We start from the raw sequence: 15,310 nt of genomic DNA, 5'->3' as shown, positions 1-15,310 counted from the left end.
AGCCCCCACAAGAATACTCCTTTAGGCTAGCACGAAAGTACCGCCGTGCATTATACCTACAGGCAACCTGATCGCCCGACAAGTCGGGCGATCAGGATCGGTCAAGCCACTTCGTTTAATTACTTATACACGGGGAACTTGTTGCATACCGCGGCGGCTTTATCCAGCACCTCGGCTTCGATGGCGGCGGTGTCGTCGCCGCTGGCGAGGACGTCGAGGATGTCGCAGATCCAGCCTGCCAGGTCGCTGCACTCTTTTTCACCAAAGCCGCGGGTCGTTACGGCGGGGGTGCCGATGCGCAGGCCGGAGGTGACGAACGGGCTTTGCGGGTCATTGGGCACGGCGTTCTTGTTGACGGTGATGTGCGCGCGGCCGAGGGCGGCGTCGGCGTCTTTACCGGTCACGCCCTGCTTGATCAGCGACAGCAGGAAGAGGTGATCTTCGGTGCCGCCGGAGACGATGTCGTAACCGCGTTCGATAAACACACCCGCCATCGCCTGGGCGTTCTTGACCACCTGTTGCTGGTAGGTCTTGAACTCGGGCGCCATGGCTTCCTTGAAGCAGATCGCCTTGGCGGCGATGACGTGCATCAGCGGGCCGCCCTGGCCGCCGGGGAAGACAGCGGATTGCAGCTTTTTCTCGATATCCGCGTTATTTTCGGCGGAGAGAATCACGCCGCTACGCGGGCCACGCAGGGTTTTGTGCGTGGTGGAAGTGACCACGTGGGCGTGGGGCAGCGGGCTTGGGTAAACGCCTGCGGCGACCAGGCCGGAGACGTGGGCCATATCCACCAGTAGGTAAGCGCCTACTTCGTCGGCGATCTCGCGGAACTTGGCCCAGTCAACAATTTGCGAGTAGGCAGAGAAGCCCGCAATGATCATTTTGGGCTTGTGTTCCCGAGCAAGCTCGGCGACCTGGTCGTAGTCGATCAACCCTTGTTCGTTGAGGCCGTACTGAATGGCGTTGTAGTGCTTGCCGGAGAAGTTGGGCTTGGCGCCGTGGGTCAGGTGGCCACCGGCATCCAGGCTCATGCCCAGAATGGTGTCATTGGGCTTGACCAGCGCCTGGAAGACGGCGCTGTTGGCCTGGGAGCCGGAGTGCGGCTGCACATTGACGTAGGTCGCGCCGAACAGATCCTTGGCGTAATCGATGGCGAGGTTTTCGGCGATGTCGACGAATTCGCAGCCGCCGTAGTAGCGCTTGCCGGGGTAGCCTTCGGCGTATTTGTTGGTCAGCTGGCTGCCCTGGGCTTCCAGTACGCGGGGGCTGGCGTAGTTTTCGGAAGCGATTAGCTCGATGTGGGCTTCCTGGCGGGCCACTTCTTTCTGCATGGCGTCAAAAAGCACATCATCGAATCCGGCAATTGTCATATCGCGGCTGAACATCGGCAGGAAACCTCGTACGAAGGGTCGTCATGAAAGAGTAGTCGCCCATGATACCTCAGCCGAGCGCGACTTTCATCGCATCCGCGTCAGGATGCAGATGAATCGCGCTCATGTACGGGTACTGCTTAATGTTGCTCGTAGACGGCCTGATCGCCCGACTAGGTCGGACTCCTTGGGGGCTGGGTGCTAGGCCTCCCCTAATAACCCTAAACTCGCCGCGGGGGCTTGTTTACGCAGGCTGCGGGAGAGGCTGTGGCCGATAATGCCGATAAGCAGCGCGCCGCCGATGGGGAGCGCAAGCCATAACTCGGGGTGCGGCCGGGGTGGCAAGTCCAGCAGGTAGAGATACAGCACGGCGGTGGCCAGTTCGGCCAGGGCCGCGCCGAGCAGCCCGCTGGCAAACCCGAGCAGGGCGAACTCGGCACCCTGAACCCGCGAGATCATCGTCTCCCCTGCCCCGAAGACGCGCAGCAGGCCGCTCTCGTGGGCGCGCACCGGTCGGCTGGCGGTCAGCGCGGCGTAGAGCACACTCACTCCAGCCAGCAGCACGAGGATCAGCACCAGTTCCACCGCGCGGGTGACCTGGGTGAGCACATCGCGCACCTGCCCCAGAATGGCCTCGACATTAAGCAGCGAGACGCCGGGGAAGTCCCTCACCAGTTGATTGATCAGGCTTTGCTCTTCTTCCGGCAAGTAAAACGCCGTGATATAGCTGTGGCCGAACGATTCCAGCACATCCGGCGGGAAGATCACGAAGAAGTTGGGCCGGAAGGTGTCCCAGTTGAGGCTGCGCAGGCTGGTGATCTCGGTGGTGATTTCATCGCTGCCCACGGCGAAGGTGAGCCGGTCGCCAAGCGTCAGCCCGAGGCGTTCGGCCAGGCCGTCTTCCACGGAAATGGGCACCGGCGCGGCTTGGGCGGTGGCGTCTACCTCACTCATCCAGCCTTGCTGCTCGTCAGCGCCCTCTTCACTTGCAAACCATTCCCCGGCGACGATCTCGTTGCCTTCCGGCACTTCGGCCTGCCAGGTGAGGTTGAGCTCCCGGCGCAGGGAGTTGTCGCCGCGGGCGTCAGGGCGCACGGCTTCACGCGGGTCCTGGTCGTTGATCGAGATTACCCGGCCACGCACCATGGGGTAGAGTTCGCTTTGCGCTTCGGCCCGCGGGCTGATCGCGTCCTCGAAGTCGTCGCGCTCTGTGGGCTGAATGTTGATTGCGAAGTAGTTGGGCGTGTCGTCGGGCAGTTGGTTCTGCCAGGTATTGAGCAGGTCGCCACGTACCAGGACAATCATCGCCATGGCGAAGAAGGTCACCGAGAACGCCATCAGCTGGCCGAGCCCGGCCTGCCGACGCCGCGCTAACTGACGGCCCCCCAGACGCAGCGCCTGGGTCCAGGGGCCTTTGCCAGAAAGCGCCTGCACGCCGCGCAATACGCCATTCAGCAGCAGCATGCTGATGCCCCACAGCACGCCGAGCAGGGCCGCGCCGCCGACCAGCAGGGCCATGGCCAGTGGCAGACTGCCGGAATACAGCCATAGCAGGCCGCCAAACACCAGGCTGGCCACGCTGACTACCAGCCATGCGGCGGGTGGCAGCGGGTCCAGCTCGCGGCGCAGCACCTTGAGGGCGCTGACGCGCTTGATGCGCAGTAGCGTGGGTCCGGCAAAGCCGATCAGTACCGCAAAAGCCGTTAGCACTCCCAGACCGAGGGGCATGATACCGGGGGGCGGTAGCGTCATGGGCAGGAAGCTGGCCAGCAGCCATAGCAACAGCGCCTGCCCGGCCAGTCCCAACACGGCGCCCAGCAGCGAGGCGACCAGGGCCAGGCCCAGCAGTTGAATCGAGAAGATGACGACCAACTGATGCTGACTGGCCCCGAAACAACGCAGCAGCGCGGCGGTGTCCAGATGACGTTCCACATAACGGCGGGTGGACATGGCCACCGCCACGCCTGCCAATAGCACGGCGGCAAGCCCGGCCAGGCCCAGGTAGCTCTCGGCACGTTCCAGGGCATTGCCTAACTGTGGCTGGTCGACGCGCACGTCGCTGACTTCAACACCCTCCCGGCGCAGTTCGTCGAGCAGCCCTTGCACGGCATCCAGCGCCTGGGGTGGCCCGGCGGCGAGGATTTCAAACTCGACCCGGGAACCTTCCTGGACCAGCCCGGTGGCCTCCAGGTCGGCGGTGTTGAGCATCAGCCGGGGGTTGAAGCTGCCGAAGCCGCCGGACTGGTCGGCCTCGCGCTCGATAATCCCGCTGATGGTCAGTTCTGTCTGCCCGACCTGAACGCTGTCGCCAATCTCGATGTCGATCAGTTGGGCGAGGCGTGGATCGGCCCAGGCTTCACCTGCTGACGGACCAGAGGCCACTTGCTCGGTGCCATTACCCAGATCCACCCGCGAGCTGCCGTAATGCGGGTAGATATCGTCCACGGCTTTGAGGCTGGCGGGCTGGAAGCGGTCGTCGCGGCTGATCATCGAGACCAAGTCGACCTGGTCGCTCAGGGTAAAGCCGGCATCTTCCAGTTGGGCGCGCAGCTCTTCGCTGAACGGGTCGCGCTGTTCCAACACCACATCGCCGCCCAGCATCTGGCTGGCCTGGCGCTCCAGGCCGCGGTCCAGGCGGTCGAGGAAAAACGCGATCATGGTGGAGGCGGCCACGGCGAGCATGAGTGCCACAAACAGCGCGCGCACATCGGCGGCACGCAGGTCGCGCTTCAGGCTACGCAGGGCCAGCCGAGCGTTGAGGTTGCTCATGTCTTGGCCTCATGGTTTTTGGAGGCATCGCTTTTAGAGACATGGCTTTCGAGCGTGTCGCTGGCAAGAGTGTGGGGATCGAAGGCGTCAAGGTGGCCGTCGATCAGCCGCAGGCAGCGATCGCAACGGCGAGCCAGGGCGTGATCGTGGGTGACCAGGATCAGGGTGGTACCCGCCTGGTGGTTGAGTTCGAAGAGCAGGTCGATGATTTGCGCGCCGGTGTCCGGGTCCAGGTTGCCGGTGGGTTCGTCGGCGAAGACCAGTTCCGGGTCGCTGACAAACGCCCGGGCGATGGCCACGCGCTGCTGCTCGCCGCCGGAAAGCTGTTTGGGCAGATGGCCCTGACGCTCACCCAGCCCGACGCGGGTCAGCCACTGGGCGGCGGTGTCGGTTTCTCCGGCACGGGGCGAGAGTTCCAGCGGCAGCAGCACGTTTTCCAGCGCGCTTAGCGTGGGCAGTAGCTGAAAATTCTGGAACACAAAGCCGACGCGGCCTGCGCGCAGCGAGGCACGGCCGTCTTCATCCAGGCGGCTGAGCGGATGGCCGAACAGATGGAGCTCGCCGTCTGTCGGGGTATCCAGCCCAGCCAGCAGGCCCAGCAAGGTAGATTTGCCCGCCCCGCTCTTGCCCAGAATGGCCACGCTTTCTCCGGCTGCCACGCTCAACGAAAGGTCGTGTAAGATGGTCAGCGTGCGTTCGCCACTGGTGACACTTTTGGTCAAGCGTTCGGCATGAAGCACGCGTTGGCTATCCGCCTTGGCGGTCGGCTCAGGGGAATCAGCAGAGGAGTAAGACATGAAGCGTGGCATCCTTGTAGCTTGGCAAAAAGCAGCATGGCGAGAACATTACCGCATACTAACCCTGTGGCTGGGGGTTCTGATAGCCACCCTGGTCGCCGGGCCAGTCAACGCTGAGTCGGTCGACTCGGACGCAGGCTCCGCCCCCACCCTGTTGGTCATGGGCGATAGCCTGAGCGCGGCGTATAACATTGAGCGCGATGAAAGCTGGGTGGCCTTGCTTGAAGAGCGGCTGCCGGAAGCGGCAACCGTGGTCAACGCAAGCATCAGCGGTGAAACCACTTCAGGTGGTGTGCAGCGTTTCGATGACCTATTAGGACAGCACGAGCCGGATATTGTTCTGCTGGAACTGGGCGGCAACGATGGGCTGCGCGGCCTTCCGCCGCAGCAGATGCAGTCCAACCTGGCGACGATGATCGAGGCCAGCCAGGCCGCAGATGCCGAGGTCCTGCTGCTGGGCATCGATATTCCGCCCAACTACGGCGCTGCCTACCGGGAGGCGTTTACCACCGTTTATCATGACCTCGCCGACACCTACGGCGTTACGCTGGTGCCGTTTTTGCTGGAAGGCATAGCCACCGACGATGCCTTGATGCAGGACGACGGCATTCACCCCACCGCCGAGGCCCAGCCGATTATTCTGGAAACCGTTTGGGATAAGCTGGAAGGTATCATGGCGCCGAGGGTGAGTGCTGGTAGATGACTTGATTGCCCGACGAAGTCGGGCTCCTACAATGGCTGGGTGCATACCTTGTTTTTTCGTGGCGCGATTAAGTTGCAACGTCTTTTGTCGATATAAATTGTGAAGCTTTAACACGGCACCATGAGGATACCCCCATTAGCTTGAACATCTTCAAAACAGGTTTCTATCTCGCGCCGCCATGGATGGTCAGGTAACGTGATGGTATCGCGGCGGCAAGTGCTCTCGGGGCTGGGCGCGGGGTTGCTGTGCCTGATGATTGGCGCGCCGTCCACGGCTTCGGCGTTCAACCCGGCGCGGATCCGCCAGAAGATGCAGCAGGCGCATGGGGCTTCGGGCGTGACGCTGATCGATGAGTGGCTGGCCATGATCCAGCGGCTGCGCGGCGCAAGGCTTGGCGACCAGATGCGCGAGGTGAATGACTTCTTCAACCGCAAGGTGCGCTGGCGGGATGACATTTCCATCTGGGGCCAGGAAGATTACTGGGCGACGCCGCTGGAAATGCTGGGCAAGCGCGAAGGTGACTGCGAGGATTATTCGATTGCCAAGTACATCACGCTCAAGGAACTGGGTGTGCCTGGCAACAAGCTGCGCATGATTTATGTTCGGGCACGGATTGGCCGTTCCCAGCAAAGCCAGGCGCACATGGTGCTTGGGTACTATCAAACACCGGCGTCCGAGCCGTTGGTACTGGATAACATCATCCCTTCCATTCGACCGGCCTCGGAACGCGACGACCTGACCCCTGTATTCAGTTTCAACAGCAGCGGCTTGTGGGCCGGGGGGTCGCAGGAGTCACGGGCTGACCCACTCGCGCGGCTTTCACGCTGGCAAAGCGTGGTTAACCGCATGCGCGATCAAGGATTTATATAAGAGGATAGGATATGTCTCTCATCAAGCAGCTTTGGCTGACGGTCATCCTGATACTGCTGTTGGCGTTCGTGGGCAGTCTGGCGGTGAGCGTGACCTCCACGCAGGATTACGTTGAGCAGGAAGTACAAATCAAGAATGCCGACAATGCCAACGCGCTGGCACTTTCCATGACCCAGATGGAAAAAGATGACGTCAGCATCGAGCTGCTGCTATCCGCGCAGTTTGATACCGGGCATTACCGTTTGATTGAACTGCGCTCGCCGCAGGGTGACATCATGCAGCGCCGCGAAGCCGAGCCGTTGGACGACGGTGTGCCCAGCTGGTTTGTTGACCTGGTGCGCCTGGATGTTTCCCCTGGCCAGGCAGTGGTGCAGGACGGCTGGAGCCAGTACGGCACCCTGTCCCTCGCGAGCCAGCACGACTACGCCTACCGTTCGCTGTGGCAAAGCACCCTGAAAATGACTGCCTGGTTTGCTCTGGTCGGTGCTATCAGCCTGTTGCTGGCCTGGTGGATTGTGCGCACCATCCGTCGGCCGCTGCTGGAAGTGGTCAGCCAGGCACGCAGCATCAGTGCGCGCCGCTTTACCACCTCTTCAGAGCCGCGCACGCTGGAGCTGCGCGAAGTGGTACAGGCGATGAACACGCTCTCCGGGGCGGTGCATACCATGCTGAGCGAAGAAACCGGCAAGCTCGACCAGTTGCGCCGGCGCTTGCAGGAGGATGCCACCACGGGTGCCTCCAACCGCACGACGCTGCTGGAGCATTTGCAGCGCAACCTGGAAAGTGACTCCCAGCGTGCCAGCGGCGTGTTGATTATGGTGCGCGTGGACGACCTGCCCGAGGTCAACGAGCGCCTGGGCCGTCAGGCCACCGATGCGGCATTGCGGGCGCTGGTGAGCCATCTGGCGCAGTTGGCCAATGAACTGGGCGGCGGTGAAGTCGGCCGCTTGAACGGCAGTGACTTCCTGGTGGTGGTCCATGGCTCCCAGGATATCGAGCACGTCAGTGAAAGCCTCAAGCATCAGCTGACGCTGCTACGCGATACCGTGGGCGCGCCGCTCCGGCTACCCGCCGCGCTGAGTGAGTACACTCACGGCGATACGCCTTCTCAACGGCTTGCAGCGCTTGACGGCGCCCTCGCCGATGCCGAGGGCCGTGGTGACATGGCGCTGGTGGTGGCTTCTGGCGAGGCGCGCTTGCCGCTGTATACGACCCATGAAGCATGGCGGTCAGCGTTGATCCAGTCGATGGACGCTGGCGTTGCGCTGGCTCGCTTCCCGGTGGTCAATGCCCATCAGGAAGTGGTGCATTACGAGGCGCCCTCGCGCCTTGAGTTAGCAGGCGAGTGGCGGAGTGCGGGCTTGTTCATGCCCTGGGTGGCCCGTCTGCAGCTGGAAGACAAGCTGGACCTGGCCGTTGCCGAGCGTGCCCTGGCCATTATCGAGACCGACCAGCTACCGCTGGGTATCAACCTTTCCGGCCGCGCGGTGAGCGACATGGCGTTTATCAAGGCGCTACGCCAACGGCTTGAACACGCCCCCGAGGCGGCCCGCAAGCTGTGGATCGAGCTACCCGAAAGTACCGCGCTGCATGACCTGGCAAGCTTCCGGTTATTGTGCCGCGAGTTGCAGCACACCGGTGTGCGGATTGGTCTGGAACACGTGGGTAGCGAATTTACCCGCCTGGCCGACCTTCACGACCTGGGGCTTGCGTTCCTCAAGTTCGATGCCAGCCTGGTCAGCGGCGTCGATGAGGCGTTTGACCAGCAGACCATTCTGCGCGGCATGGCCACCCTGGCCCACTCGCTGGGCATTCTGGCCATCGCCGAAGGCGTTAAACGTCCCGAAGAAGCCGAGACCCTGTTTGACCTGGGGCTTGATGCGGTTACCGGGCCTGGTGTGAAAGCGCCGTAAGCTCGAAGATGACAGCTTGAATTGAAATCAGCGGCATGGAAGCCGCTGATTAATGTCGTGAGCGACGGTTAGATCACGTCGCTGTCATCGTCGCTGATCAGCCCTACGTCGTTGACGCGTTTGCGCAGCGACTGCCTGTCCAGAAGCTTGTCCTGGGCTTTTTCAGGCAGGTCCGTGAAGCGGATGATCCCCCGATCCATCAACAGGGTGATCACGTCTTCCAGTACCCGCACAAACTCCATATCCGACTGCCTGAGCAGCGCAGCCTCATGGGTTTCGGCGTTGATAAAACGCTGTAGCTCCGTCGACTCCGGTGAGACGTATTCCTTGCAGTGCTCGCTTACCGTACGGCTTACCTGGCTGATCTCGCCCTGGCTGTCGCGGTTGACGTACATTTATAGACTCCTTGTTTTTCGCTGCCCGCCAGCATAAACAATCCACGCAGGCACTGCAGTAACAATAAAAAGCCCCCGCCGAGCAACACACTCGGCGGGGGCAGTCTCAGCGGCTCAGCGCATTCGGGTTATTGGTCAATTTTCAGCTGACCATCTTCAACCAGCTTGGCAATCAAATCCTCTGAAAGCCCGCTATTAACGCCAAAGTCGTTAAAGGACTTCCCTTCAAGGGTAATCTTCTGATCGGCGGCACTTGTACTGCCGTTCAGATTGCCTTCAGAGCTGATACTAAGCACTACATTGTCACCATCTTCCTCGGCAAAGATGTACTCGTTGATGTTGCCGCTATCCTCACCCTGCAGAAGATCGGAGAGGTCGAGCTTGTCATTACCATTACCAAAGTCGGTAACGGTATCTTCGGCCGGTTGACCGTCGACACCTTCGTCGCCGAAATTCCACCGGAAAACATCGTCACCATCACCGCCTGTCAGTGTATCGTCACCCGCACCACCGACGAGGACGTCAAGGCCATCGCTGCCTTCCAGTGTTTCGCCCACCTCTGTACCGAAGATAACGTTGAAGTCATCACTGTCGATCTGAATCGACAGAGTGGCAGTCGCGCTCTGACCAGTATCAGAGTTCGTCACCTGATATTCGAATTGCTCAACCCCTCCCAGGTGATCCGTGCTCGCCTCCGGCTGGTAGTCATAGGTGCCATCAGGACTTATCGTCAGCTTGCCAAAGCGCCCAGCGATCTCCGTATCGGCTGCGTCTACTAACACATTATTGCCATCCGGATCTGCGCCCAGCATTGTGAGCTCTATGTCGCCACTTCCAAGGAAGACAGACGAATCATCGAACAGGTTGTCTTTCGCGCCATGAGTTTCCAATCCATCCGTGGTCTGCACAAACGTCAAGTCGTATACGCTGGCGTATTTACCTTCACTAAACCACCCACTAGACACGTTTACATCTGCTTCAAACCTATATTCACCCGTTGGCAAGTCAGAAATATTTACTGAAGAGAGTCCTGCTTTATCGGAGGCTCCAACATCATAGATTTCCCACTCGCCTCCATTCAAGCGGGACAGCTCCCAGTTGAAGGATGACCCACTAGAAGAGTCACTAAGATGGGTTGTAAAGCTAAAACTCCCACTACTTTCATCGGCAACAGTAAAGATTTCTTGCAAAGATTTACTGTCGCTGGCTGACCACATAAGCGTCCAATTGATATTTGCCGAAATTCCCTCAAAGTTCTTGGTCGATTCTTCACTAGTGCTATTTACTGATACTTGGTCCACCAGATCCACTAGTTCGATGGGCGGTGCAACACCCGTCAAATTAAGCGTGATATCGCGGCTCACCTGATCGCCGTCACCGTCCTTGAGCGTATAGCTGAAGCTCTCGGTAAGATTGCCCTCTGATTTGAGCTCCTGCCGACCTTCTTGATTCAGCACATAGTCGTAAGAAAACTCGCCGTTGCCATCGTCGGTCAGCGTCAGGGTGCCGAACGCACCCTCGATCATGGCCTGGCCAGCGTCCAGACCAGCGCTGTTGCCATTGGCATGTTCGACAACAATGGGATCGATCTCTGCCGGACCATCGGCGCCCCAATCAGCGCTGATAGTGCCTTCGGCCGTCGCGGGCTCGCCAACATACTGTACAGATGCAAACAGATCGAACGAAGTGGATTCCGTCTCGGTAGTGCGAACCGTCTTAACGAGATTGTCCTCATCATCCTTGAAGCCATCAATACTGAACTGATATCCGGCCGCTGCCAACTTGTCTAGGGCACCCTGGTCGACCGAAAACTCCTTGATGGTGATGAAGTCATCATTATCGCGATGGGTAGCGCGATTCTTGTCATTCGACGTTTCATCGTGAACCAGCACGACCTCGACGGGTATCGAGAACATCTCGCCATTGAGCATCGTATCGACTTTGAGCGACAAGGTAACCTCGTCGATGGCGTTCCCTGTAGAAATCGGATTGTTTACATGGGTGAAAGTACCCAGTGACAGAGGATCCCCGGAGACAATACTGCTCTCGGCATCAAACTCGTTTGCATATTCGAATTTGTAGCCTGAGGCATCATCGAAGTCGCTTCCACCCCAAACAATCCCGATGCCATTCGACACCAGATAATTGGCCACTGAAGAATTGCCACCTGAGGCGTTCACCCAGTTGCCACCAATATCATCGATACCGAACTCATCAATCACGACATCAAGAGGCGGTGTCTCTGATTCGCTCTCCGGTACATCGTCCTGAACGACCAGCTCCAGCGTTCCGCTATCCGACTCGCCATTAAAGTCTACAATGCCCAGGTCAATATTGAACTCTTCATTGTTCCTGCCCTGGACATCGTCGTGATTCACGTTGTCATTCAGGGCAAGTTCGTAGCTCAAGGTGCCGCCGGTGTCTGTCCCCTGGAAACCGGTCAAGCTTAACGTTCCGATACCATCGATCTGAATCGATACCGGGCTATTGCCAAGATCTTGCAGTGCTGCAAAATCGAGAGTCTCTCCTCCAACCGTCAGAGAGGCAATCCCCCCTTCGGCACTCAGTTGGATGCTACCTTCCTGGGTCGTATCGCCCTGGCCTTCACGCGTACCGCCAGACAGCCAAGTTTCATTAATGAGCACTTCACCACCGGTGATCGAAGGCGCAGCGGGTTCTTCGGGTTCGGGCAGCTCGATTGACGAGGACTCTGGATCGAAGCCGATGGTGAATCCAGAATCCGTCGTGTCACCGTCGCCATCGACGGCATCTAGCTCAACTGGCAGTTGATAATCGATGCTTGAATCCTGATATCGACCACCGAAATCGTTGACGCGATACTGATCGTTGGGCTGGCCGTGGCCGATGAATTGCACCTCATCGAAGCCGCCTTCTATACCTGTAATATTGTTGCCGGTTCCGCTACCGACCTCCTCGCCGTCAAGATAAACCTTCCACTCAGCCGTTTGCGGGTTGCCAACACCTCGGCTGGCTGTAAAGCTCAGCTCGGTGAGAACATGGTCGAAATTGGCCACCAGAACGTCACCATTGCCAATCAAGTTATTGGGTGAACCGCCAATTCCGGTATTCGACCAGTTAACGTTTCCGCCATCTTGCATGGTAAATACGGCATTGAGATCGGCACCATCCAATTCAAGAGCAAGGCCTGTACCACCGCCATTGGAGGTGACGCCAGCGTTTTCAAAGCCGACTGTGACCGGGTCCAGTGCTTCGATCACGTTGATTTCATAGCTTCCGTTGGTGACATCGAAATCGATAGTGAAAACCGGGTTGCTGCTGCTATCGCCCTGTTTGAAGGCAATCAACTGCTGGCTATCCTGATCGAACTCGTATTGCAGCTTGCTGCCACCCGACGTCAGGAAGGCCGACTGCGTTGCACCACCTTCCTCGTACTGGACCTGGATGTAACCATCTTCATCTTGCTTGAGCGTCGCACCTGACATTTGGGCACCTTCAAAATCGGCACCAATTTCGAGGTTCAGGTCACCGGTCGCTTCGCTGCCTACATCGGTACTGAGAGAGGCGTCTTCGATGCCTTCTTCATCAAATTCCGGTATGTCGTCAACGATTTGGACCGAAAGTATGTCAGTTGCTTGATCGCCGTCGGTATCTGTCAGGTTGACATCGAAGTTTTCGAATACACTGTTCTCACCATTACTCTCCGGACCATGCGTTACGGTATTGTCTTCTAGAGTGTACTCGTAACTAATTTCACCAGTAGCTTCGTTATACCCAGTGATTGACAGTGTATTTCCCAGCTCACTCTCGAAACTTACCGGTGTAAACGTACCGTTAGTAATTACTGCCTGACCACCGACAGTTAGACTACCCACACCATCTGGAGCGTTGATATAGAAGGTGCCAGTTGCTGTGGTGCTATCCGAACCGTCCGAACCAGGTGACTTGTTACCACCACGACCTGCCGGCAGATCATCCTCATCGATAACAACATCGCCACCATCGGCTTTCGGTGTCAGGCCGGTAATTTCTACAGGGTGATCAACAAACTCAAGCGTGACGGTAGCAGCATTGCTAATTTCACCATCCGGATCGATTAACGTGTATTCAAAGACATCTCCACCATTAGCATTTTCGTTTGGTGTGTAGGTGTAACTACCATCAAGATTGATACTCAATGTGCCGTTGTTGAGGTTGATTACAGTGTCATCGCTCTCAACCAGCGTTGATTGGCCATTGAATATAACTGAATGGATCGACAGATTAAGCACTGGCGTATCGTTATCATAATCACGACCGCTTTGTGCCCCACCGTTATCATCGTCATCTGTGATGATATTACCTTCTGTCACACCATCGACTTCATAGGTGTTACCTACCGCAACAGGTGTCAGTGGTGTTAACTCACCTTGCACTGCTTCTGCATCACCATTAAGAGTCAATGTGGCGGAAGCACTGTCCCCGTCTCCATCAACGATGGTGTAGTCAAACTGATCCTGGTAGCTGTTATCAGCCTGGTCAAAGCTTTCATATTCGCTGATATTGACAAAGAAGTCCGAGTCATCGGCGTTGGCACTGCCATCATTGCCGTAAGGCACAGCTTCAAAGACCAGGGTGCTGAAAGCACCTATGTCACTGATGGTGAATGAACCTTTATTATTGCCGCTGCCGTTAAAGTCAGCGTCTGTATTGTTTGCATAAGGCTCTGAAGCACCATTATCGCTGACAATTCCACTATCTAACCGGTTGCCGTCAGCGTCAAACGCATGCCAACGCATAGCTTCACCGCCTCTCTCGTCTTGATATAGATTCGAGAACTGGACGGTTGCTGATAAAACACTGCCATCAAATTTGAAGGCAAGTGCTTCACTTAAACTGCCTGAGTAGTTGATTTGGCTTGGTACTGAGGTGTTAGCGCCAGAAGTACCACCAACACCAAATCCTGCTCCACCCGAGGTAACAGAACCTGTGCCGGTATCATTGAATTTGCCATCAGCATCCAGGAATGATTCGCCCAAATTGAAAGCGGTCATGTTGCTGTCGGTTTTTTCCCAACCTTCAACATTCTTTGTATTTTGTGGCAGTTTGTCGGGATCAACCGCGTATGTATAGCTACCATCGGCATTCAGCGTCAGCGTTCCAAACTCACCATCAATCTCAGCTGACCCATCAGTTGGCACGGAGACTGTTGTTTCACCGAAGCTGACTGAGGTGACCTGTCCGCCATCGGCACCCACGTCATCAGCACTAGCCTCATTCAGCGTACCTTCTGCAGTGATAACGTTACCTTCGGCAGTCCCTTCGGCAACAGTATCAACGTCATCCATCGCGATAGGCATGTCGTCAACGATGCTGATGCTGTCGCCAAGGTCGGCGCTCAGGGTCTCGCTGGTGGTGTCGCCATCACCGTCGGTGACGGTAACCGTGGCCTCTACCCCCACCAGGCCGGTCGGCAGGCTCAGGCTGTCGGCGCCTTGCTCGGCGTGGTCGAGGGCCGCGGACTGGGTCACGGTGACGTTGCCGTCGCTATCCACTTCGAGGCGCAGGACTTCACCAGCCGTGGTGCTGCCGGTGATCACGCCGTCCGCYAGGCTGAAGGTGATCGGCTCGCCGTTGCTTTCCAGGCCGTGGTCGATGTCRCCCAGGGTCAGGGCGTAACCGCTGATCGCGGTGCTGCCTTCACCGTCGGCGCCGTATTGGGCGGTGACGGCGGCGTCGAACGCCGCGGCCACACTGCCGGTGGCGGTGGCGGTGCCACCGTCGATTGTCTGGCTGTCTTGGGTTTCGAGGCTGACCTCGCTCAGGTCAACCGTGCCGTCGACGATGCTGGGCATGTCGTCAACGATGCTGATGCTGTCGCCAAGGTCGGCGCTCAGGGTCTCGCTGGTGGTGTCGCCATCACCGTCGGTGACGGTAACCGTGGCCTCTACCCCCACCAGGCCGGTCGGCAGGCTCAGGCTGTCGGCGCCTTGCTCGGCGTGGTCGAGGGCCGCGGACTGGGTCACGGTGACGTTGCCGTCGCTATCCACTTCGAGGCGCAGGACTTCACCAGCCGTGGTGCTGCCGGTGATCACGCCGTCCGCYAGGCTGAAGGTGATCGGCTCGCCGTTGCTTTCCAGGCCGTGGTCGATGTCRCCCAGGGTCAGGGCGTAACCGCTGATCGCGGTGCTGCCTTCACCGTCGGCGCCGTATTGGGCGGTGACGGCGGCGTCGAACGCCGCGGCCACACTGCCGGTGGCGGTGCCACCGTCGATTGTCTGGCTGTCTTGGGTTTCGAGGCTGACCTCGCTCAGGTCAACCGTGCCGTCGACGATGCTGGGCATGTCGTCAACGATGCTGATGCTGTCGCCAAGGTCGGCGCTCAGGGTCTCGCTGGTGGTGTCGCCATCRCCGTCGGTGACGGTAACCGTGGCCTCTACCCCCACCAGGCCGGTCGGCAGRCTCAGGCTGTCGGCGCCTTGCTCGGCGTGGTCGAGGGCCGCGGACTGGGTCACGGTGACCTTCTCCAATTGAT

Annotated in this window: 8 protein-coding genes; 3 read left to right on the top strand and 5 right to left on the bottom strand. The window is 58.6% G+C overall.

Features of this window, described 5'->3' with window-relative positions:
- Nucleotides 1-119 precede the first annotated feature (119 nt).
- The 3 genes from glyA to B7L15_RS07995 all read right to left on the bottom strand — a co-directional run bounded on the left by glyA (nucleotide 120) and on the right by B7L15_RS07995 (nucleotide 4,936).
- Entirely contained in the window at nucleotides 120-1,385 is a 1,266-nt protein-coding gene (glyA, locus tag B7L15_RS08005; RefSeq protein WP_085918474.1) for a serine hydroxymethyltransferase, read from the bottom strand.
- 186 nt (nucleotides 1,386-1,571) lie between these two features.
- A complete protein-coding gene (locus B7L15_RS08000; RefSeq protein ID WP_085918473.1) occupies nucleotides 1,572-4,139 on the bottom strand; it encodes an ABC transporter permease in 2,568 nt (855 codons plus the stop codon).
- The gene (locus B7L15_RS07995) at nucleotides 4,136-4,936 is read right to left on the bottom strand and encodes an ABC transporter ATP-binding protein (RefSeq protein ID WP_085918472.1); all 801 of its coding nucleotides are present in this window, start codon (nucleotides 4,934-4,936) and stop codon (nucleotides 4,136-4,138) included. Before B7L15_RS07995 ends, B7L15_RS08000 begins: the two co-directional genes overlap by 4 nt.
- On the opposite strand from B7L15_RS07995, the gene B7L15_RS07990 reads away from it, so the two are divergent.
- The 3 genes from B7L15_RS07990 to B7L15_RS07980 all read left to right on the top strand — a co-directional run bounded on the left by B7L15_RS07990 (nucleotide 4,935) and on the right by B7L15_RS07980 (nucleotide 8,422).
- Nucleotides 4,935-5,639 (top strand): arylesterase, encoded by a 705-nt coding sequence (locus B7L15_RS07990; RefSeq protein WP_085918471.1) that lies wholly within the window; start codon nucleotides 4,935-4,937, stop codon nucleotides 5,637-5,639. The genes B7L15_RS07995 and B7L15_RS07990 overlap by 2 nt on opposite strands.
- A 198-nt stretch (nucleotides 5,640-5,837) precedes the next feature.
- Entirely contained in the window at nucleotides 5,838-6,509 is a 672-nt protein-coding gene (locus tag B7L15_RS07985; protein ID WP_085918470.1) for a transglutaminase-like cysteine peptidase, read from the top strand.
- An 11-nt stretch (nucleotides 6,510-6,520) separates the two neighbouring features.
- Entirely contained in the window at nucleotides 6,521-8,422 is a 1,902-nt protein-coding gene (locus B7L15_RS07980) for an EAL domain-containing protein (RefSeq protein ID WP_085918469.1), read from the top strand.
- Between the two features lie 68 nt (nucleotides 8,423-8,490).
- Here the strand turns inward: B7L15_RS07980 and B7L15_RS07975 are convergent, their stop codons facing one another.
- The gene (locus B7L15_RS07975) at nucleotides 8,491-8,817 is read right to left on the bottom strand and encodes a tryptophan synthase subunit beta like protein (protein WP_085918468.1); all 327 of its coding nucleotides are present in this window, start codon (nucleotides 8,815-8,817) and stop codon (nucleotides 8,491-8,493) included.
- Between the two features lie 128 nt (nucleotides 8,818-8,945).
- Nucleotides 8,946-15,119, bottom strand: coding sequence for a DUF5801 repeats-in-toxin domain-containing protein (locus B7L15_RS07970; protein ID WP_369596855.1), 6,174 nt, complete (start codon nucleotides 15,117-15,119; stop codon nucleotides 8,946-8,948).
- Between the last annotated feature and the right edge of the window lie 191 nt (nucleotides 15,120-15,310).

Source organism: Halomonas sp. CSM-2 (assembly GCF_002119345.1).
Taxonomy (GTDB): Bacteria; Pseudomonadota; Gammaproteobacteria; order Pseudomonadales; family Halomonadaceae; genus Vreelandella; species Vreelandella janggokensis.
Note: the sequence above shows the minus strand (reverse complement) of the source record. Positions and strands in the feature narration are given on the sequence as shown.